The following is a 19,183-nucleotide window of genomic DNA, read 5'->3' as shown; positions in this document are numbered from 1 at the left end:
GCCGGCGGCACGTGACAACGGGTGGACCGAGGGAGGACCGCTCTTGTCACACGCCGCCGTCGCCGGGCCCGTCCCCGCCGCCGCGCCCGCGCCGGCCCGGTCGCTCTGGGCCTGGGCCCGCCCGCTCGCCGGGTTCGCGGTGCTCGCCGCCCTGGTCTGGTCGGTGGGCACCGGCCCGTTCCTGGCCGGGCTGCGGCTGATCGACGCGCCGGCGCTCGCCGCCGCGCTCGGCATCGGCGTCGTCACCACGGTCTGCTGCGCCTGGCGCTGGTCGCTGGTCGCCGGCGGGCTCGGCGTGCGGCTGCCGCTGCGGGCCGCGGTCGCGCACTGCTACCGGGCGGTCTTCCTCAACTCGACGCTGCCCGGCGGGGTGCTCGGGGACGTGCACCGGGCGGTCCGGCACGGCCGGGACGCCGGGGACGTGGCCCGGGGCGTCCGCGCCGTGGTCTGGGAGCGCACCGCCGGCCAGGTGGTCCAGCTGGTCATCGCGGTGGCCGTGCTGGCGGCGCTGCCCTCCCCGGTCCGGCCGTACCTGCCGGCGGTGGTCACCGGGCTGGCCGCCGCCACGCTGGCGCTGGCGCTGGCCGCCCGGGCCGTGCCCCGCTCCGGGGCGTCCCGCTGGGCCCGGGCGGCGCGCACCGCGGTCGCCGACGTGCGGGCCGGGCTGCTGGCCCGGCGCACCTGGCTCGGCGTGGTGGCGGCCTCGGGCGTGGTGGTCGCCGGCCACCTGGCCACCTTCGTGGTGGCGGCGCGCACCGCGGGCGCCGACGCGCCGCTGTCCCGGCTGCTGCCGCTGACCCTGCTGGCCCTGCTCGCCATGGGGCTGCCGACCAATGTGGGCGGGTTCGGGCCGCGCGAGGGGGTGGCCGCCTGGGCGTTCGCCGCGGCCGGTCTCACCGCCGCGCAGGGCGTCGCCACCGGCACCGTCTACGGGGCGCTGGTCCTGGTGGCCAGCCTGCCGGGCGCCGCGGTGCTGCTGGTCCGCCGGCGTCCGGCTCCGGAGCCCGGCGACTGTCGGTGATCCCGCCTACGGTGGGGGTGCGAGGTGTGCGTTGCCGGCGCGTCCGGCGGCCCGGACTGAGGAGATGCATTGGACGAAACGCTGCCCACCGCGACGGTCCGGACCCAGGTCACGGTGCCTCTGCGGTTTCCCGACGGGTACGTGACCACCGGCCGGGTGCACTCCTTTCACGGCCTGGTCGACGGTCGCGAGCACCTCGCGATCGGGCTCGGTGAGCGGCGTGATCCGGACATCTCCCCACCGCTGGTCCGCCCGCACAGCGAGTGCCTGACCGGCGACGTGTTCGGCAGCCAGCGCTGCGACTGCGGCCCGCAACTGCGGGAGGCGGTCGAGCGGATCGCCGACGCCGGCGGCTACCTGCTCTACCTGCGCCAGGAGGGCCGCGGCATCGGCCTCTACGCCAAGCTCGACGCGTACGCGCTCCAGGACGGGGGGCTGGACACCTACGAGGCGAACGTGGCGCTCGGCCGGGGCCCCGACGAGCGCGACTACACGGTGGCCGCGCAGATGCTCGCGGCGCTGGGCGTGACCCGGGTGGGCCTGCTCAGCAACAATCCGGACAAGGCCGCCCAGCTGGAGCGGCTGGGCGTCACGGTGGTCGACCGGGTGCTCACCGGGGTGCACCTGTCCCCGGCGAACGCGGGCTACCTGGCGGCCAAGGTGACCCGCGCCGACCATGCCCTCGACCTGCCCTTCGTGCCGTGACCAGCCGGCCGTACGTGCTGCTGAGCTGCGCCATGTCGATCGACGGCTACATCGACGACGCCACCGCCGAGCGGCTGCTGCTCTCCAACGACACCGACCTGGACCGGATCGACGCGGTCCGGGCCGCCTGTGACGCGATCATGGTGGGCGCCGCCACGGTCCGCCGCGACGACCCCCGGCTGCTCGTGCGCAGCGAGCGGCGGCGGGCCGAGCGGGTGGCCCGCGGCCTGTCCCCGTCCCCCGTGAAGGTGACCGTCACGGCCAGCGGCGACCTCGACCCGACCGCCCGGTTCTTCACCATGGGCGACGGGGCGAAGCTGGTCTACTGCCCGAGCGGCGTGGCGGACAAGACCCGGGAACAGGTCGGCGCGGTGGCCACCGTGGTCGACGCGGGCGACCCGGTGACCCCCGAGGCGGTCCTCGCCGACCTGGCCGGGCGCGGCGTCGGCCGGCTCATGGTGGAGGGCGGCGGCAACCTGCACTGCCAGTTCCTGACCGCCGGTGTCGCCGACGAGCTGCACCTGGTGGTCGCGCCGTTCTTCGTGGGCGACCGACGGGCGCCCCGGTTCGTCGGGGACGGCCGCTTCCCGTGGCACCCGGGCCGCCGCGCCCGGGTCGTCGAGGTACGCCAGATCGGCGACGTGGTGCTCACCCGCTACGCCCTCTCCGACCGCTGCGCCGGATAGCAGAGCGCCGGACAGGTGGGGTGCCGGCCGGTCAGGACGCCGGTGTCGGCAGGCCGAGGGCCTCGTCGACCCGGTTGAGCACGGCCCCGCCGTCCTCGCCGACCCCGCGCAGCAGGTCGATCGCGGTGGCCCGGATCTGTCCGACGATCATGACCACGGGCAGCGGCGGGTCGGACTCCAGCAGCTCGGCACCGATCCGGACCGCGGCCAGGGCGGCCTCGCCGGCCCGGGTGGCGTGCCGGTCGGCGTCCTGGCCGGTCAGGTCGGTGGCCAGCGCCGCCCCGGCGGCGCGTACCGCCTCGGCGAGGGAGCGGATCGCCGCGCCCAGCTCTGGTGGGGTGGCGGTGTGCAACCGGGCCAGGGTGGCCCCGTTGCGGGCCAGCACCCGGATGTTGCGGGCCGCGTAGTCGAGTTGGCGGACGGTCGCCTCGACCTGTTCGAGCTGGCCGAGGTGCCGGCGGCGGCGGAACCGCAGCCGCAGCGTCTCGGCGCATGCCCGCACCGCGGACCGCAGGCGTTCCACGCAGCCGTCCACCTCCCGGGCCTGGTCCAGCGCCGCCTGGGCGGCCTCGGCGTCACAGCGGTCCAGCGCGGCGTTCACCCGGTCGAGCAGGTCGGCGAGGTCGGCGTACGTCCGGCGGGCCTCGGCGACCAGCGGGGCAAGCGGGTCCCGGGCCACCACGAGTTGGCTCGCGGCGAGGGCGACCGCCCCGCCGATCAGCGCGTCGACGAAGCGGAACGGGGTGAACTCGCCCTTCGGCGCGGCGACCACCACCAGGTAGAGCGCGGAGACCGTGGTCTGGATGACCAGGGTGCTGCTCGCCCCGGCCGCCACCGTGCCGCCGAGGGTGAGCAGCAGGACGAGGAGCATGGTTGCCGTGCCGGGGCCGAGGGCGTGCACCACCAGGTCGGCGACGAGCACCCCGCCGGCCACTCCGAGCACCAGCTCGATGGTCTGCCGTACCCGGCGGCCCCGCGACTCGCCGAGCACCATGAGCGCCGCGCTCGGCGCGAAGAACGGGTCCGGATGGCCGATCAGCCGCGCGGCGATCAGCCAGGCCACGGTCGCGGCGAGCGCGGCCTCCACCACCGGCACCCACGCCTGTCGCAGCCGCCCCACGGCGGCCTTCCACCAGTTGCGCACCGGCGCCGTTCCTCCCCCTGACGGACCGGCGCACCCACGGGATCTCCGTTCCGGCCGTAGAGGTTCCCTACCCCCGAAGTTGATCGTCGTAACCGGACGATCCACCCCGGCGACGATCTCGCGTTGCTGGGCGACGCTACGGTCAGCCGCATGTCGCTGCACCGGAGCGGGGTCCCGCGGATCTATCCCGCGGTCCCGCTCGCCTTCCTGCTGCCGTGTGCGGGGATGGCGCTGCTGGGGCCCTTCATGGACCCGGAGCCCCACCCGCCGGCACCGGCCGGCGTGCTGGCCCCGGCGCAGGTCCTGGACGTCCAACGGGACGGGGCGGGGCGGCCGAGCGGCGTGCTGCTGCGGGTGGACTCGCCCGACGGTCCGGTGATCTGCGGCATCCCGCGGGCGTCCTTCGCCGACGGTAGGCTGCCCGACCGGCACGCGCGGATCACCGTCGACTACACGCCGACCGACTGCGCGCCGCCGCCGTCCGCTCCGGACCGGTTGCCGCCCTGGGCGGTGAGCGCCCTGGGCGCCGTCGGCCTGGCGCTGGCGATCTACTGGCTGTGGGCCGGCTCGGACCGGGCCGCCCGGCCGCGCTACCGGAGGACGAGGGAGCGGGGCCGGGCGGTCGCGGTCAGAGCACCTGGGACAGGAAGCGCTGCAGCCGCGGGTGCTCCGGCGCCTCGAACACGGCGGCCGGTGGGCCGGCCTCCAGCACGACGCCGGCGTCCATGAAGGCCACCGTGTCGGCCACCTCGCGGGCGAAGCCCATCTCGTGGGTGACCACGACCATGGTCATGCCGGCCGACGCGAGGTCGGCCATCACGGCGAGCACCCCCTTGACCAGCTCGGGGTCGAGCGCCGAGGTGGCCTCGTCGAAGAGCATCACCTGCGGCCGCAGCGCCAGCGCCCGGGCGATGGCCACCCGCTGCTGCTGACCGCCGGAGAGCTGCGCCGGCCGGACGTCGGCCTTGTGGGCCAGCCCGACCAGGTCGAGCTGGGCCCGGGCGACCTGCACCGCCTCGTCCTCGGGGAGCTTCTTGAGCTTGCGCAGCGCGAGGGTGAGGTTGCGCAGCACGGTCATGTGCGGGAAGAGGTTGAACTGCTGGAACACCATGCCGATCCGCTGGCGCAGCGCGTCCGGGTCGTCGCCCAGCACGCTGCGTCCGTCCAGCAGCACGTCACCCCGGTCCGGCTCGATGAGCCGGTTGATCGTCCGCAGCAGCGTCGACTTGCCGGAGCCGGACGGGCCGATCACGCACGCGGTCCCGCCCCGGGCCACCTCCAGGTCGGCGCCGCGCAGCACCTGGTGCCGCCCGAAGGCCAGGTGCACGTCCCGGACGGCCAGGCTGACCGAGGTGGCGGTCGCGGTGCTCATCGGGGGTCCTTTCCGGTCGGCGCCGGCGCGCCGGCGGGGTCGAGTTCGACGTCGAGGTCGGGTGCGGCCACCGCCCGGCCCTGCCGCAGCCGCCGGTCGATCCAGTTGACCGCGTGGGTCAGCGGCACGGTCAGCACCAGGTAGAACAGGCCGGCCAGCAGCAGCGCCGACTCGTTGCCGGTGGTGGCCGCGTAGTCCTGGCCGATCCGGAACAGCTCGCGCTGGCTGGCCACCAGGCCGAGGAAGTAGACCAGGCTGGAGTCCTTGATCAGCGCGATGAGCTGGTTGACCCAGGCCGGTAGCACACGGCGTACCCCCTGCGGGACGATGACCAGGCGCATCGCCTCGCCCCAGGAGAAGCCGAGGGCCCGGGCCCCCTCCAGCTGGGCGGCCTCCACGCTCTGGATGCCGGCGCGGAAGATCTCTCCGATGTAGGCGGCGGCGATCAGCGACAGCGCCAGCACGCCCAGCGGGTAGGGGTTCGGGCCCCACACCTGCATGCCCAGCGGCGCCAGGCCGACGCCGATGAGCAGGATGGTCGCCGCCGCCGGCAGGCCGCGGAACACGTCGGTGTAGACCCGGGCCGGCCACCGCAACCAGCGGGTACGCGAGATGCCCGCGACGGCCAGCAGCATGCCCAGCACCGAGCCGAGCAGGGCGGCGGAGACCGCCAGGATCAGCGTGTTGGGCAGCCCGACGGTCAGCATCTCGGGCAGCGCCTCGCGCATGGCGTCCCAGTCGAAGAAGGTCTCCCACAGGGTGCTCAGTGGATCCATGTCTCCGTCCGCCCCGCTCGTCTCAGTCGTTCCAGGTCAGGAGGCCGCCGACGGCGACGGCACGGCGACCGTGCCGCTGCCCGGCTTGAAGTCGGCCGGGACCGGCCGGCCGGGGTAGTACTGCGCCTGGAGCTTGCTCCAGGTGCCGTCGGCGATCACCTCGTCGAGGGCCTTGTTCAGCGCCTCGCGCAGCTTGTCGTTGCCCTTGGCCACCGCGTACGCGGTCGGGGCCGGGCTGAGCTGCTTCGCGGCCACCGTGATCTTGCCGCTGCTGTCCGCGGCGGACTTGTCGCCGATCTCGGCCGGGGCGATCCAGGCGTCGGCCGTGCCGGCCTTGAGCTGGTTGACCGCGCCGTTGTAGTCCGGCACCCGGACCGGGTTCAGGTTCTCCCGGGTGGCGTAGTCGTCCTGCACGGTGCCCTGCACGACGACCACCCGCTTGCCGGCGAGCTGGTCGAAGCCGCTGATCGGGGAGCCGGCCGGCACGTCCAGTCCGAAGTAGCCGAAGTCGTAGCCGTTGCCGAAGTCGACGGTCTTCTTCCGGGCCTCGGTGATGGTGATGGAGGAACTGCCCACGTCGAACTTGTGGTTGTTCACCTGGGAGAGCAGCGCGGAGAAGTCGGTGCCGACGAACTCCACCTTCAGGCCGGCCTTCGCGGCGACCGCGGTGAGCAGGTCGTTGTCGAAGCCGGTGAACTTGCCGTCTTTCAGGTAGACGTTCGGCGGGGCGTCGGTGAGCGTGCCGGCCCGCAGCACGCCGGCCTGGAGCAGGCCGTACGGGTTGGCGGCCTCGCTGGTGGCGCCGTCGTCGCCGCAGGCGGTGAGGGCGGTGGCGGCGAGCACGGCGGCGGCGCCGAACGCGGCGGCGCGGGTCAGGGCGGAACGGATTCGCACAGGTGTCTCCAGGGTCTCAGGCGGCGTGGGCGCACGCCACCGACGGCGCGCCCGGGGCGGGCGGGCCGGAAAGGGCTGGTGCGGAAGGGGTGGTGCGGAAGGTGGGGGAGTGGCGCTCAGCGCGCGTCGGCGCGGCGACAGGCGTCGCTGCACACCCGCATCAGGTCGACGTGCCGCCGCTTGACCAGCGCGAACCGCGCCGGGTAGGCGATGCCGTCGGCGGGCGGGGTGCGGAGCTGAGCAGACATGGTTCCCTCTGGTCGGTGATGACCTGGGTACCAGGCCACGCTTGCACCGGCGGCTGCCGGTGCCTGGTCCTCACCCGGGGCACCCCACCGCGGAGGAGGGTTGCCGGCCAGCGAGCCGGGGCTTGGCGCTGGCGCTCATGACCTGCCGAGAAGGCTAGCAGCAGCGCCGCCCCGGCCGTCCAGCGGTTATGACCACCCTCACGCCCGTGCCTTACCGGCGGGCCGGCATGACCGGGGCGTCCCGGCCGGTGCCGTGCCGCGACGGCGTCCGCTGCTCGTGGTAGTCCTGCTCGACGTTGACCGTCCAGACGTCGTGGCCGGCGTCGTGGGCGATGTTCTCGGCGGCCAGCATCGCGGTGAGCATCGAGTGGTCCGCGTTGTTGTAGCGGTGCATCCCGTTGCGCCCGACCGGGTGCACGTTCGGCACCTCCCGGGCCAGCCAGCCGCGGATCACGTCCACGTTGTGCTGGTACCGCTCGTCGTAGACCGGGTACGCCTTGGGCATGCGGACCACGTAGCCGGCCTCCACGCAGCCGGGCCGGACCAGGCCCAGCCGCTCCAGCTCGGCGGTGGCGAAGGCGACCAGGTCCGCGTCCGGGGTCCGCCACATCTCGTCGTCCTCGAACACGAAGTACTCCAGCCCCAGGCAGGTCCGCCCGTCCTTGACCAGGTACGGCGACCAGGAGCCGAAGTTCTGGATCCGGCCCACCTTGGCGGCCGGATCGTGCACGTAGATCCAGTTGTCCGGGAAGGAGAACTCCTCCGGCACCACCAGCGCGACGGTCAGGAAGTCCCGGTACCGCAGGTCGTCGGCGGCGGACCGCACCTCCGGCGGCGCCTCCGGGCGCATGGCCCGCACCAGCGCGGAGATCGGCATCGAGGAGATCAGGTGGTCGGCCGGCTCGGTGCGCTCGCCGTCGGCGTCGCTCACCGTGACGGCGGTGGCCCGCCGCTCCGCCGGGTCCCGGTGCACCTCGGTCACCCAGGTGTTGGTGCGGACCGTGCCGCCCCGCTTCTCCACCTCCTCGGTGCAGCGCTCCCACATCATGCCGGGGCCGTGCTTCGGGTACTGGAACTCCTCGATCAGGCTGGTCACGTCCTTGCGGTTGCGTCGGGGCAGCAGCGCGTTGAGCACCGCCGTGGAGAGCGACAGGTTCTTGATCCGCTGAGCGGCCCAGTCGGCCTGCAACTGGTCGGCCGGCATCCCCCAGACCTTCTCCGTGTACGTCTTGAAGAAGATCGAGTAGAGCCGCCAGCCGAACCGGGCCGAGACCCACCCCTCGAAGTGCGACTGGTCCTTCGGCGGGCGCAGCCGGGCCCGCCCGTACGACCCGACGCAGCGCAGCGCCTCCAGCAGGCCGAGGTTGCGCAGCGCGTTGCCGGCGTTGAGCGGGTAGTCGTAGAGGGCACCCCGGTAGTAGATGCGGCTCATCCGCGGCCGGAGCAGGAAGTCCTCGTCCGGCAGGATCTCGTGCCAGAAGTCCTCCACCCGGGAGACCTTGGTGAAGAACCGGTGCCCGCCGATGTCGAACCGCCAGCCGTCCCGCTCCACCGTGCGGCTGATCCCGCCGACCACGTCGTCGGCCTCGTAGACCCGGACCGGCTCGCCGTGCCGCAGCAGCTCGTATGCGGCGGTGAGCCCCGCGGGCCCCGCCCCGATGATCACGGTCCCGTTGCCGTCACCCATGCCGTCCGCGCCCCCCGCCGCCAGCCTGCCGATGCGGGAGCGCCCTTACCCGTCCTGCCCGCCGACTCACCTGCGCCCGCGATACGCGAACTGCGGGTCACCCGTTCGGGGTCGGGCGGGTGTGAACCGGGACGGAACGGGGATGCGCGGGCGGTTTCCCGGTCCGGGGGTCGGTCGCGGGGGCGACCGGTGGGAGCGGGATGGGAGACGAGCGGCGGGCCGCGACGGTCGGCGGCCGCGCCCCGGCGTGGCGGTCGGGCGTGCCCGCCCGGCTGGGCTCGGCGGGCCGGCGGCTGGCCGCGCGGATCCCCGCGCCCTGGGGCTTCGTGCTCGCCGTCTTCGCCGGCTCGAAGCTCGTGCTCAGCCTGGTCGGCGTGCTGGTGCTGACCGCCTGGGACGGGGTGCCCGGCGCGCCGCCCGCCGACGAGACGATGATGCGGGTCCAGCAGGACCGGATCTCGTCGCACCGCTGGATCTCGCTCTGGTTCGCCTGGGACTCGTTCCTCTACGACCACCTGGCCCGGGTGCCGCTGGACCGGCCGTGGACCGACTTCGGCTTCCCGCTGCTCTACCCGTTCCTGGCCCGGCCCCTCGCGCCGCTGCTCGGCGGGCACACCGCCTGGGCGCTGCTGCTGGTCGCCAACGTGGCGCTGCTGTTCCAGCTCTACCTCGCGTACCGGCTCGGCGGCCGGCTGCTCGGCGCCGACGACCCCGGCGAGGCCGGCGCGGACGGCCGGCGGGCCGTCCGGTACCTGCTGCTCCTGCCGACGGCGTTCCTGTTCCAGGCGGCGCTCACCGAGTCGCTCTTCGTCTGCCTCGCCCTGGCCGCGTTCTGGTACGCCGAGCAGCGCCGCTGGCTGGTGGTCGGGATCGTCGGCTACTTCCTGGCGATGAGCCGCTCGGTCGGCTTCGTGGTGGTGGTCCCGCTGGCCCTGGTGCTGCTGCGCCAGCACGGCTGGCGCCTCCACCCGCGCACCCTGCCGCGCTACCTGCGGGAGGGCTGGCCGCTGCTGCTGGTGCCGGCCGGCTGGCTCACCTTCATGGCGTTCTGTCGCTGGCAGGGCGGCGACTGGTTCGCCTACCAGCACGCCCAGGAGAAGGGCTGGGGGATCAAGGTGCAGAACCCGCTCGGGGTGGCGGGGTCGGCGCTGGTCGGCGACAACTCGGCCAACGCGTTCCGGGTCTGGATCGCCGTGGCCATGCTGCTCGTGGCGGTCGTGGGGCTGCGCCGGCGGGCCGACTGGCCGTACCTGGTCTACACGGTGATCGTGGTGCTGGTGCCGCTGTCGATGGGCCCGCCGGTCTACAAGAGCCTGCTCCGCTACCTGCTGGCGGCGTTCCCGGTGGCGTTCGTGCTGGCCCGCTGGGCCCGCCGGCCGGGCCTTGACGGCTGGCTCACGGCCGGGCTGGCGCTGCTCCAGGGCGCGCTGTTCGCGGTGTGGCTCACCTATTGGACCCACCTCATCATCTGACCGCCGCCGGGCGCGGTCGGCCGTCGGCCCGCAGAATGGCCGGATGAGCGACCGCCGGGTGAACTTCGACGACCTCGGCGCCTGGCTGATCAAGGGCAACGCGGAATTCGCCGCGCTGCGCGAGCACCTGCCCGCGCCACCCGGCGGCGGGCATGGTCCGCCACCGCCCGGGTAGATCGAGCCCCTCCAGAGGAATGGGGTGGGCGATGGCCGGGACGTGGCTGATGGGCGCGGGCGCCGCGACGGCGGGGCGGCGGCCGACCGCCGTCCTCGTGGCGGTGCATCCCGAGGACGGCGACGGGAGCGGCCCGGGGAGCGAGACCTCGCTGGCCGAGCTGACCCGCCTGGCCGACACCGACGGGCTCACCGTCGCCGACGCGGTGGTGCAGAACCGCCCGCGGCCGGACCCGGCCACGTTCGTGGGCTCCGGCAAGGTGGACGAGCTGGCCGCGGTGGCCGAGCGGACCCACGCCGACGTGGTGATCGCCGACGGCGAGCTGAGCCCCGGCCAGGTGCGCAACCTCGAGGAACGCACGGGCGTGCGGGTGGTCGACCGGACCGCGCTGATCCTGGACATCTTCGCCGAGCACGCCCGCACCAGCGAGGGCCGGGTGCAGGTGGAGCTCGCGCAGATCGCGTACCAGCTGCCCCGGCTGCGCGGTGACGGCCGCGCGCTGTCCCGCGTGGGTGGCGGCCGGATGGCGGGCGGCGCCGGCATGGGCGTCCGCGGCCCGGTGAGATGAAGCTGGAGACCCAGCGTCGCCGGCTGCGGCAGCGGGCCACCCGGCTGCGGGGCAACGTCGCCGAGCTGGCCCGGCGGCGGGAGCGCAACCGTGGCCGGCGGGCCCGCAACTGGGTGCCGTCGGTCGCCATCACCGGCTACACCAACGCCGGGAAGTCCGCCCTGCTCAATCGCCTCACCGGGGCGGACGCGCAGGTCCAGGACGTGCTCTTCGCCACCCTCGACCCGACCGTCCGGCGGATCTCCACGGGCGACCTCACCTACACCGTCACCGACACCGTGGGGTTCGTCCGGCACCTGCCCCACCAGCTGGTCGACGCGTTCCGCTCGACGCTCGAGGAGGTGAGCGGCAGCGACCTGGTGCTGCACGTGGTGGACGCCGCCGCGCCGGACGCGCTGGAGCAGATCACCACGGTGCACGGCGTGCTGCACGAGATCGGCGCGGGGGACGTGCCCGAGCTGCTGGCGCTCAACAAGATCGACGTGGCGCCCGCGGAGTGGGTGGCCGCGCTCTGCCGCGCCTGTCCCGAGGCCGTCCCGGTGTCGGCGCTGACCGGCGAGGGCGTCGACCGGCTCCGCGCCGAGCTGGCCGCCCGCCTGGGCCGCCGCTGACCGGAGCCGGGGGCTTGCTATGCAACTCGTTGCATAGCAGGATGGCCGGCATGTCGCTGGAGCACGCCATCCTCGTCTCGCTCCTGGAGCAGCCCGCCTCCGGCTACGAGCTGGCCCGGCGCTTCGACCGCTCGATCGGCCGCTTCTGGACCGCCACCCACCAGCAGATCTACCGCGTGCTCAAGCGGATGGAGAGCGACGACTGGCTCACCGCCGAGGAGGTCGGCCAGGAGGGGCTGCCGGACAAGAAGATCTGGTCGGTCACCCCCACCGGGCGATCCGCCCTGGTCGCCTGGCTGCGCGCCCCCGTGCAGCCGGAGGCGGTCCGGCACGAGCTGGCCGTCAAGATCCGCGGCGCCGCGTTCGACGACGCGGCCGGCCGCGCCGCCCTGGTCGCCGAGGTCGAGCGCTACCGCGCCGACCACGCGGCCACCCTCGCCGGCTACCTGGCCGGCGAACGCCGCGACTTCCCCGACCCCGCCGCCCGGGACGCCCGCGCGGCCCTCCAGCACGTCGTCCTGCGCGGCGGCATCGCGTACGAGCGGATGGTGCTGGCCTGGCTCGACGACGTCCTCGACACCCTCCGCGACCTCGACCCCGCCACCTCCAGGAAGGCGAACCCGTGACCGACCCGCTGCTGTTCCACCCGCACCGCTACGACCCCGCCCACCTCGACGAGACCTCCCGGCGGCTGCTGCGCGCCACCGTCGACTGGTTCGAGTCGCGCGGCAAGCGCGCCCTGGTGGACAGCTACAACCACCACGAGTGGTACGCCGACTTCCTCGACTTCGCCGCCAAGGAGGGGCTCTTCGCCACCTTCCTCACCCCGGCCGCCGACGGCGGCGGCGACCCGGACAAGCGCTGGGACACCGCCCGCAACGCCGCGCTCAGCGAGATCCTCGGCTTCTACGGCCTCGGCTACTGGTACACCTGGCAGGTCACCGTGCTCGGCCTCGGGCCGGTCTGGCAGAGCGGCAACGCCGCCGCCCGGGCCCGCGCCGCCGCGCTGCTCGACGAGGGCCACGTGATGGCCTTCGGCCTCTCCGAGCGGCCGCACGGCGCCGACATCTACTCCACCGACCTGCTGCTCACCCCCGACGCCGACGGCGGCTTCCGGGCCACCGGCGGCAAGTACTACATCGGCAACGGCAACGTCGCCGGGCTGGTGTCCGTCTTCGGCCGCCGCGCCGACGTCGAGGGCCCCGAGGGCTACGTCTTCTTCGCCGCCGACAGCCGGCACCCGGCGTACCGGCTGGTCCGCAACGTGGTCAACGCGCAGATGTACGTCAGCGAGTTCCGCCTGGAGGACTACCCGGTGCGCGCCGAGGACGTGCTGCACACCGGCCCGGCCGCCTTCGACGCCGCGCTCAACACCGTCAACGTCGGCAAGTTCAACCTCTGCACCGCCTCCATCGGCATCTGCGAGCACGCCATGTACGAGGCGGTTACCCACGCCCACCACCGGATCCTCTACGGCCGGCGGGTCACCGACTTCCCGCACGTGCGCCGCGAGCTGACCGACGCGTACGCCCGCCTGGTGGCCATGAAGCTGTTCAGCGACCGGGCGGTCGACTACTGCCGCTCGGCCGGCCCGGACGACCGGCGGTACCTGCTGTTCAACCCGATGACCAAGATGAAGGTCACCACCGAGGGCGAGAAGGTCATCGACCTGCTCTGGGACGTGATCGCCGCCAAGGGCTTCGAGGCCGACACCTACTTCGACAAGGCCGCCAAGGACATCCGCGGCCTGCCGAAGCTGGAGGGGACGGTGCACGTCAACCTCGCGCTGATCCTCAAGTTCATGCCGAACTACCTGTTCCGGCCGGCCGCGCACCCGCCCGTGCCGACCCGGCGGGACCCGGCCGACGACGAGTTCCTCTTCGCCCAGGGCCCGGCCCGCGGCCTCGGCGCGATCCGCTTCCACGACTGGCGGGCCGCCTACGACGCGCACGCCCACCTGCCCAACGTGGCCCGCTTCCGGGAGCAGGCCGACGGGCTGGTCGCCCTGCTCGCCGCAAACGCTCCCGACGAGGCCCAGCAACGGGACCTGGACTTCCTGCTCACCGTCGGCCAGCTCTTCGCCCTGGTCGTCTACGGCCAGCTGATCCTGGAGCAGGCCGAGCTGACCGGCCTCGACGCCGACCTGCTGGACGAGATCTTCGACCTGCTGGTCCGCGACTTCTCCGGCTACGCGACCGAACTGCACGGCAAGGCGGCCACCACCGAGGCGCAGGCCGCCTGGGCGCTCGCCCACCTCCGCCGCCCGGTCACCGACGCCGACCGCACCGCCCGGGTGTGGCAGCGGGTGGTCGCCCTCGCCGGCGCGTACGAGATGCATCCCTGACCGGACCGGCCGACCCTCGACACACACGCCGGGGGTCGGCCGCGTCGCCGCGGGTCAGGACAGGGCCGAGGCGAGCCGTCGGGCCTCGGTCACGAGTCGGCTGCCACCGCCTCGGGCCACCACGTCGGCCAGGCCCGGCACCTCGATCCGCACCCCGGTCGCTCCGGCGGTCTCGGCGGCGAGGGTGAGCAGGTCGGGGGTGCCCCGGGGCGGCGTCGGCGCGGCCAGCAGCGCCGGGAGGGCCCCGGCGAGCAGGCGCCAGGTGCTCAGCCGGCCGCCTGCCGCGACCGCGTCCCGCAGCGGGATCGCCGCCCGGGTCAGCGTCACCTGGCCGTCCGCCGCCAGCGCGCCCAGGTGCGCGCCCACGGCCGGCGCGTCCAGGTCCCCGGCGGCGGCCAGCATCAGCAGGGCGTCGAGCGTGGCCACCCGGTCGACCTCGTGGCGGGCGCACAGCCCGTAGGCCAGCGCCAGGTCGAGCGCGGGGCCGCCCGGGCCGGCGCACTCGGCCAGCACCGGCAGGACCGTGGCGGCCTCCCGGACGTCCTGCTGCGCGGCTCGGGCGACCTCGGGCAGCAGGTGCGCGGCGACCAGGCCACGGTGCCCCGGCAGCAGCGCCGGCCACAGTTCGTCGCCGCCGTGGTGCCCGCGGCCGACCGGCTGCGCCGGCACGGTGAGCAGACCGAGCGGGTCCGCCACGCCCTCGGGCGGGGTGGTCGCCACCACCGTGCGCCGGACCGGCAGGCGGTCGTAGCCGTAGTCGTAGCTGCCGATCCGGTCCCTCCTGCCGACCGTCACCACCCGCTGGACCGGCGTCGGCAGGGCGTCCCCGCGCAGCCAGCCGGCGAGCTCGTTGCCGGCGGTCGTGCCGAGCGCCGCCGCCTTTGCCGCGAGCGCCTCGTCCACGCCGGCGGGCAGCCGCAGCAGCGCCTGCGCCAGATCCCACCGCCACACCGGACGGTCGCCGAGGGCGGCCAGCCGCTCGTAGAGCGCGGTCGGATCGATGGCGCCGGTGGCCGAGGTAGGTGCGGCGAGCAGCCCCGGATCGTCCCGCCCGTCCAGGCGCTGCCCGATCTCGGCGAGCCGGGAGCAGTAGACCAGCGCGGGGGCGGACCGGCGGGCCGGCTCGACGGTCCGTCGGCGCCAGAACGGGCGCAGCTTGCGCGTCAGCGACTCGCTGAGGATCGCGGCCCACTGGTCCCGGCGGGTGGCCGCCTCGGCGGGCTCGGCGGCGGCCAGCAGCACGCCGTGCAACTGGACCCACACGTTGAACACCGCCCACGGGTGGTCGTAGGCGCCGACCTGCTGGCGGCGCAACACCGGCGACAGGGCCGCCTGGAGCCGCTCCCGGTCGGTGCTGGCCAGCCGGACCAGGCCGTCCAGCACCCGCTCGAGCGCCGACGCCGGCCAACCCCGGCCGACCAGCGCCGACACCTCCTCGACCAGCTCGTCCACCTCGGTGATCGGAGGCGGGGCGGCGGCTGCCGGCATCGGGGGCGGCAGCTCGTCGCCCGCCACCCGCACGGCGACGGACCGGACGGGCCGGTGCCCGTGGCGTTCCGCCAGCGCCAGCGCCCGGTCCCGGAGGTCCGCCGCCTGGTGGTCGGCGCCCGCCGCGAGGACCGCCGCGATCTCCGCCTCGCGGTCCGGCCGCTGCCGGGCGAGCGCGTCCAGCCAGGACAGCTGCGCCCGCACCAGGCCCTTCTCGGGCCGTGTCAGCACCGCCCGGGCGGCCTCCGCCAGGGCCTCCACCTCCACGGCGTCACCGACGCCGCGCAGCGTCCGCTGCGCCGTCGTGGCGACCGGGCCCGGCGCGTCGGCGAGCAGCCGCAGGTACGCGGTCGTCCGCGTGGTGACCTCGTCCGGCGTCGGTGCCAGCAGGTCGTGCAGGGCGAGGAACGGACGCAGCGCGGCCGGCCGGTCCCCGCGCAGCAGCCGGCCGAGGACCCCGTCCAGGAGCGCGGCCCGGTCGAGTCGGCCCTCCACCGCGAGGGCGGTCAGCGCCCGGGGCACCGCCTGCCCGTCACCGCCGAGCGACAGGTCGGCGCCGATTCCGTCCACCTCGAACAGGCGGGGCAGCAGCGCGTCCAGGAACGGGTCGGTGCGCAGCCGGTCGAGCAGGGGAGCCGCCTGCTGCCGGTCGCGCAGGGGCTGCCACCACATCGCGTGCGCCCAGCCGGCGACGAACGCGTCCCCGGTCGGCGGGGGCACGTTCTCCGCCCGCAGCAGCGCTGCCGTGAAGTGCCAGCCCTCCCACGGCTCGTCGCGGCGCATCCGCTCGGCCAGCCGCGACGCGAGGTCGGCCAGCCAGGTCACGCCCCGCTGCCGCGCCGCGGCGACCACCGGCTCCGGGTCGGCGTCCCGCAGCATCACCGATCGCCGGCCGAGCAGCGCCGCGGTCTTGGTCGCGGTGCTCAACGTGCCCACGGCGGCCACCGCCAGCGCGGTCGCCTCCTTCCCCCACCACCAGTTGTCCCGCCGCCGCCGGACGTGCGCGACCAGCTCCTCGCCGAGCGCCCGGCGGGCCGGCTCGTCGAGCCCGTCCAGCACCGACCGGACGGCCGGCACGTCGCCCCGGATCAGGGACTCGAAGAAGTCGGTCACGCCCCCACCTCCGCCGGCGCCGCGACCATCGACACGGCCAGGGCGTGCTTGCAGGGCCCGCGCTGCCCGCGGTGCCGCGCCCACCAGCGGCAGGTGCAGGCGTCCGTGCCGTCGGGGAGCCGGCGCACCCGGTAGACCTCCTCGCCGCTGCGGACCGTGGCGTGCTCGCCCTCGCGGAGGACCGCGCCCCGCTCGGCCAGCACCCGGGCCCCGACCAGGCGGGGGTTGTCCCGCTCGGCCCGACCCGCGTCGTACGGCATGACGCGGTGGAAGTACCCGGCATCGGCCACGTCGTAGCCCACCCGCCCGGCCGTGCCGAGCTGGGCCAGGGCGGCGCGGACCCGGTCGTCGGGCAGCCCCGACGCCTCGGCGAGCGCGGCGACGTCGACCGTCGGGTCCCAGGAGAGCAGCGCGCCGACCAGCTCGGCGTCGTCGACCACCTCGTCACCGGCGAGCGCGACCAGGGCCGCCCCCTCGCCGGAGAACCCGCGGTAGGGCTCGGGCGACAGGGTCAGCGACAGTCGCAGCGCTCCGGTGTCGAGTTCCCAGGTGCTCGGCACGGCGGGGGATCCGGGCCGCACCGCCGGCCCGTACACCCGCAGGACCCGCGCGTGCCGGAGCAGGCCGCGCAGCGCCGCGAGCCGGCCCGCGCCGGCCAGGCAGACGGCGCCCGGGACGGGCCGCGAGGTGAGCCGGAGCGTCCGCCCGGCGGGCACCGCCCAGAGCACCGAGCGGTCGGTGCCGCCGGGGAGCCGGCGCAGGAAAGCGGTGGCCTCCGCGGCCGGGATCTCAGCGCGCGGCTCGAACCCCGCGGTGAGCACCTGCACCTCCGCGAAGCCGCGCAGCCAGCGCCCCGGGAGGGGCACCTTCTTCTCCACCACGGCACCGTCCATGGTCGAGACGGTCAGGTCGTCGGGGCCGACGGCGGCGTGCAGCGGCTCGATCCCGCCCACCCGGGCCAGCGCCTCCCGCAGCGGCGGGTTGACGTCGACGTTGGTGGTGCCGTGGCCGACGACATCGCCGTCGAAGCCGGCCGGCAGCACGTCCATCCGGGCGTAGACGCCGCAGCAGCCGGAGAACGACTCGAAGCGCAGCCGGTCGCGGCTCCCGGTCACCACCGGATCCAGGCTCGCCGGGCTGACCGGCTGGTGGTAGCGGGTGCGGGCCACCTCGGCGACGGCCAGCAGCCCGGCGGCCGCGGCGGCGGGGGTGGTGAGGAAGCCGGAGAAGAACCGCGGGTTGGCCGCCGGGCCGCCGCAGGTCTGCAGGTCGAGACCGGCGGCGCGCAGCGCGGACGGTTGCAGGTATCGGTATGTCTGGACGGCGTTCACGGCGCACACGGTAGGGAGACCGACCGACATCCCGCTTCCCGGCCGCCGGGTTCCACCGGTCACCGCCGCCGCGCCGGACCGGGGCCGGCCGTCGATCGCAGCGTCCCGACCGGCGCAAACGTCACGTCCCACCACAGGCGATTGTCGACAGACAACAATTCCTCTCCGCCTCGCCGCCCGGCCGGCGGATCCGCCCTAGCGTTCGGCTGCCACCACCCGCGACCGCGGTGCGGAAGGGGAAGAGGGATGCGCCCGATCGTCCGCCGGCTCTGCGCCGTCACACTCACCGTCCTGCTCACCGCCCTGGCCGTGCTCCCGGCCACCCCGGCGTCCGCCGCGGCGGCGTCCATCACCGGCCACGTCCTCGACGCGCAGACCGGTGTGGCGCTCACGAACGGCGCCTGCGTCTACGCGTGGGAGGCCAACGGCGGCGGCATCGTCGCCGGGACGTGCGTCGACCTGCAGACCGGCGCCTTCACCCTCGACGGCCTGGAATCCGGGGTGGGCTACCGGATCGAGGTCAGCCCGGGCGGTGACACTTACCCGACGCATATGTGGTTGCCCGGCTTCCCGACGGTCAGTGAGGCAGTGCCCGTGGTCGCGCCCGCCGTCCTCGACATCAAGGTGCCCCGGGCCGGCACGCTGACCGGCACGCTCACCCGCTCCGACGGCGCCCCGGCCGCCGGCCTGAACGTGGCGGTCTGGCTGGCTGACCGCGAGGAGGCGTTCGGGGTCTACACCACCACCGCCGAGGACGGCGGCTGGACGATCGGCGGGCTCTATCCGACCGCGTACAAGGTCTCCTTCGACTGCTGCTGGCCGGCCTGGGCGTACGGCGCGACCGACTGGGCCGGCGCGGCCGTCATCGAGGTCGCCCCCGGTGCGACGGTACGGGTGGACGACACCTTCTACCTGCCGGCCACGCTCAGCGGCCGGGTCACCGACGCCGCCACCGGGCAGCCGATCGAGGGCGTGTGCATCGAGCTGCACAACGTCGATCCGGCCGGCGGCGGCGGGTACAGCGGCGGCTGCACCGACGCCACCGGCACCTACCTGGCCGAGTACGTCGTGCCCGGCCAGTTCCGCGTGATCTTCTACGACCCGCAGGGCCGGTACGCCGTGGCGTACCACGGCGGCGACGACCTCGCCTCGGCGACGGTGGTGACCATCCCGCGGGGCGGCCGGGTCACCGGGGTGGACGGCAGCATGACGCTCGGCGCCACGATCACCGGTCGGGTCGTCGACTCGCGCACCCGGCAGCCGGTGCAGTGGGTCTGCCCGCTCGCGTTCGCCGGCCGGGACGGCGACCACATCCCGTACCTGCAGCAGGAGTGCTCCGACGCCGACGGCCGCTGGCGGCTGTCCGGCCTGCCCGCCCGACCCACCACCGTCCGGCTCGACGGTGGCGACCGGTACGGCGTGGTGTGGCTCTACAACGCGGAGACCCAGGCCCGGGCGACGGTGTTCCAGCCGCGGCCCGGTGGCGCCATCACCACCCGGGACGTCCGGCTGACCGCCCGCTGACCGCCGGCCGGAAACCCGCTGCGG

The 19,183-nt window shown here is 74.9% G+C and carries 18 protein-coding genes and 1 riboswitch; of the genes, 10 read left to right on the top strand and 8 right to left on the bottom strand.

Annotation, left to right across the window (positions count from 1 at the left end; all coding sequences use genetic code 11):
- Positions 1-43: 43 nt before the first annotated feature.
- The 3 genes from ABZV78_RS07950 to ABZV78_RS07940 all read left to right on the top strand — a co-directional run bounded on the left by ABZV78_RS07950 (position 44) and on the right by ABZV78_RS07940 (position 2,412).
- Complete coding sequence (locus ABZV78_RS07950; RefSeq protein ID WP_355636414.1) at positions 44-1,021, top strand: lysylphosphatidylglycerol synthase transmembrane domain-containing protein; 978 nt, start codon at positions 44-46, stop codon at positions 1,019-1,021.
- Between the two features lie 69 nt (positions 1,022-1,090).
- On the top strand, positions 1,091-1,726 hold the full coding sequence (gene ribA, locus ABZV78_RS07945) for a GTP cyclohydrolase II (protein ID WP_355636412.1): 636 nt from the start codon (positions 1,091-1,093) through the stop codon (positions 1,724-1,726).
- Positions 1,723-2,412 carry a dihydrofolate reductase family protein gene (locus tag ABZV78_RS07940; protein ID WP_355636410.1) on the top strand — a complete coding sequence of 230 codons (690 nt, stop codon included), beginning with the start codon at positions 1,723-1,725 and terminating at the stop codon, positions 2,410-2,412. The genes ribA and ABZV78_RS07940 overlap by 4 nt, the downstream gene beginning before the upstream one ends.
- A gap of 31 nt (positions 2,413-2,443) precedes the next feature.
- Here ABZV78_RS07940 and ABZV78_RS07935 read toward each other — a convergent pair whose 3' ends face one another.
- The 6 genes from ABZV78_RS07935 to ABZV78_RS07910 form a co-directional block, all read right to left on the bottom strand.
- On the bottom strand, positions 2,444-3,556 hold the full coding sequence (locus ABZV78_RS07935; RefSeq protein WP_355636408.1) for an FUSC family protein: 1,113 nt from the start codon (positions 3,554-3,556) through the stop codon (positions 2,444-2,446).
- A 628-nt stretch (positions 3,557-4,184) separates the two neighbouring features.
- A complete protein-coding gene (locus ABZV78_RS07930; protein WP_355636406.1) occupies positions 4,185-4,928 on the bottom strand; it encodes an amino acid ABC transporter ATP-binding protein in 744 nt (247 codons plus the stop codon).
- Positions 4,925-5,704: an amino acid ABC transporter permease gene (locus ABZV78_RS07925; protein ID WP_107078063.1), complete on the bottom strand. Its 780-nt coding sequence runs from the start codon at positions 5,702-5,704 to the stop codon at positions 4,925-4,927. The genes ABZV78_RS07930 and ABZV78_RS07925 overlap by 4 nt, the downstream gene beginning before the upstream one ends.
- 36 nt (positions 5,705-5,740) lie before the next feature.
- Positions 5,741-6,598, bottom strand: coding sequence for an ABC transporter substrate-binding protein (locus ABZV78_RS07920; RefSeq protein WP_355636404.1), 858 nt, complete (start codon positions 6,596-6,598; stop codon positions 5,741-5,743).
- Positions 6,599-6,714: 116 nt separating this feature from the next.
- Complete coding sequence (locus tag ABZV78_RS07915; protein ID WP_255509826.1) at positions 6,715-6,846, bottom strand: hypothetical protein; 132 nt, start codon at positions 6,844-6,846, stop codon at positions 6,715-6,717.
- A gap of 32 nt (positions 6,847-6,878) precedes the next feature.
- Positions 6,879-6,989: riboswitch (SAM riboswitch) on the bottom strand.
- A 68-nt stretch (positions 6,990-7,057) separates the two neighbouring features.
- Complete coding sequence (locus ABZV78_RS07910) at positions 7,058-8,533, bottom strand: NAD(P)/FAD-dependent oxidoreductase (RefSeq protein ID WP_355636402.1); 1,476 nt, start codon at positions 8,531-8,533, stop codon at positions 7,058-7,060.
- Between the two features lie 200 nt (positions 8,534-8,733).
- On the opposite strand from ABZV78_RS07910, the gene ABZV78_RS07905 reads away from it, so the two are divergent.
- The 6 genes from ABZV78_RS07905 to ABZV78_RS07880 are packed head-to-tail and all read left to right on the top strand — an operon-like array spanning position 8,734 to position 13,703.
- Complete coding sequence (locus ABZV78_RS07905; RefSeq protein WP_355636400.1) at positions 8,734-10,005, top strand: hypothetical protein; 1,272 nt, start codon at positions 8,734-8,736, stop codon at positions 10,003-10,005.
- Between the two features lie 43 nt (positions 10,006-10,048).
- Positions 10,049-10,180, top strand: coding sequence for a hypothetical protein (locus ABZV78_RS07900; RefSeq protein WP_355636398.1), 132 nt, complete (start codon positions 10,049-10,051; stop codon positions 10,178-10,180).
- Positions 10,181-10,211: 31 nt separating this feature from the next.
- Positions 10,212-10,748, top strand: coding sequence for a hypothetical protein (locus ABZV78_RS07895; RefSeq protein WP_355636396.1), 537 nt, complete (start codon positions 10,212-10,214; stop codon positions 10,746-10,748).
- Complete coding sequence (hflX, locus tag ABZV78_RS07890; protein WP_355636394.1) at positions 10,745-11,359, top strand: GTPase HflX; 615 nt, start codon at positions 10,745-10,747, stop codon at positions 11,357-11,359. Before ABZV78_RS07895 ends, hflX begins: the two co-directional genes overlap by 4 nt.
- Before the next feature lie 50 nt (positions 11,360-11,409).
- Positions 11,410-11,985: a PadR family transcriptional regulator gene (locus ABZV78_RS07885; protein WP_355636392.1), complete on the top strand. Its 576-nt coding sequence runs from the start codon at positions 11,410-11,412 to the stop codon at positions 11,983-11,985.
- Complete coding sequence (locus tag ABZV78_RS07880) at positions 11,982-13,703, top strand: acyl-CoA dehydrogenase family protein (RefSeq protein WP_355636390.1); 1,722 nt, start codon at positions 11,982-11,984, stop codon at positions 13,701-13,703. Before ABZV78_RS07885 ends, ABZV78_RS07880 begins: the two co-directional genes overlap by 4 nt.
- Before the next feature lie 54 nt (positions 13,704-13,757).
- On the opposite strand, the gene ABZV78_RS07875 is transcribed toward ABZV78_RS07880, so the two are convergent.
- Together ABZV78_RS07875 and ABZV78_RS07870 are read right to left on the bottom strand one after the other, a co-directional pair.
- On the bottom strand, positions 13,758-16,304 hold the full coding sequence (locus tag ABZV78_RS07875) for a hypothetical protein (RefSeq protein ID WP_355636388.1): 2,547 nt from the start codon (positions 16,302-16,304) through the stop codon (positions 13,758-13,760).
- On the bottom strand, positions 16,301-17,635 hold the full coding sequence (locus ABZV78_RS07870) for an SWIM zinc finger family protein (RefSeq protein ID WP_355636386.1): 1,335 nt from the start codon (positions 17,633-17,635) through the stop codon (positions 16,301-16,303). Before ABZV78_RS07870 ends, ABZV78_RS07875 begins: the two co-directional genes overlap by 4 nt.
- A 246-nt stretch (positions 17,636-17,881) precedes the next feature.
- Between ABZV78_RS07870 and ABZV78_RS07865 the strand changes: the two genes are divergently transcribed.
- Positions 17,882-19,159: a carboxypeptidase-like regulatory domain-containing protein gene (locus tag ABZV78_RS07865; protein ID WP_355636384.1), complete on the top strand. Its 1,278-nt coding sequence runs from the start codon at positions 17,882-17,884 to the stop codon at positions 19,157-19,159.
- Positions 19,160-19,183 lie beyond the last annotated feature (24 nt).

Source organism: Micromonospora sp. NPDC004540, assembly GCF_040610095.1.
In the GTDB taxonomy this organism is placed as follows: Bacteria; Actinomycetota; Actinomycetes; order Mycobacteriales; family Micromonosporaceae; genus Micromonospora.
This window is presented reverse-complemented; position numbering and strand designations above follow the sequence as displayed.

Excerpts from the sequence above, each read along its gene's own strand:
- ABZV78_RS07930 (WP_355636406.1), bottom strand. The coding sequence starts at position 4,928 with ATGAGCACCGCGACCGCCACCTCGGTCAGCCTGGCCGTCCGGGACGTG.
- ABZV78_RS07925 (WP_107078063.1), bottom strand. The coding sequence starts at position 5,704 with ATGGATCCACTGAGCACCCTGTGGGAGACCTTCTTCGACTGGGACGCC.
- ABZV78_RS07915 (WP_255509826.1), bottom strand. The coding sequence starts at position 6,846 with ATGTCTGCTCAGCTCCGCACCCCGCCCGCCGACGGCATCGCCTACCCG.
- ABZV78_RS07910 (WP_355636402.1), bottom strand. The coding sequence starts at position 8,533 with ATGGGTGACGGCAACGGGACCGTGATCATCGGGGCGGGGCCCGCGGGG.
- ABZV78_RS07905 (WP_355636400.1), top strand. The coding sequence starts at position 8,734 with ATGGGAGACGAGCGGCGGGCCGCGACGGTCGGCGGCCGCGCCCCGGCG.
- ABZV78_RS07900 (WP_355636398.1), top strand. The coding sequence starts at position 10,049 with ATGAGCGACCGCCGGGTGAACTTCGACGACCTCGGCGCCTGGCTGATC.
- ABZV78_RS07895 (WP_355636396.1), top strand. The coding sequence starts at position 10,212 with ATGGCCGGGACGTGGCTGATGGGCGCGGGCGCCGCGACGGCGGGGCGG.
- hflX (WP_355636394.1), top strand. The coding sequence starts at position 10,745 with ATGAAGCTGGAGACCCAGCGTCGCCGGCTGCGGCAGCGGGCCACCCGG.
- ABZV78_RS07885 (WP_355636392.1), top strand. The coding sequence starts at position 11,410 with ATGTCGCTGGAGCACGCCATCCTCGTCTCGCTCCTGGAGCAGCCCGCC.
- ABZV78_RS07865 (WP_355636384.1), top strand. The coding sequence starts at position 17,882 with ATGCGCCCGATCGTCCGCCGGCTCTGCGCCGTCACACTCACCGTCCTG.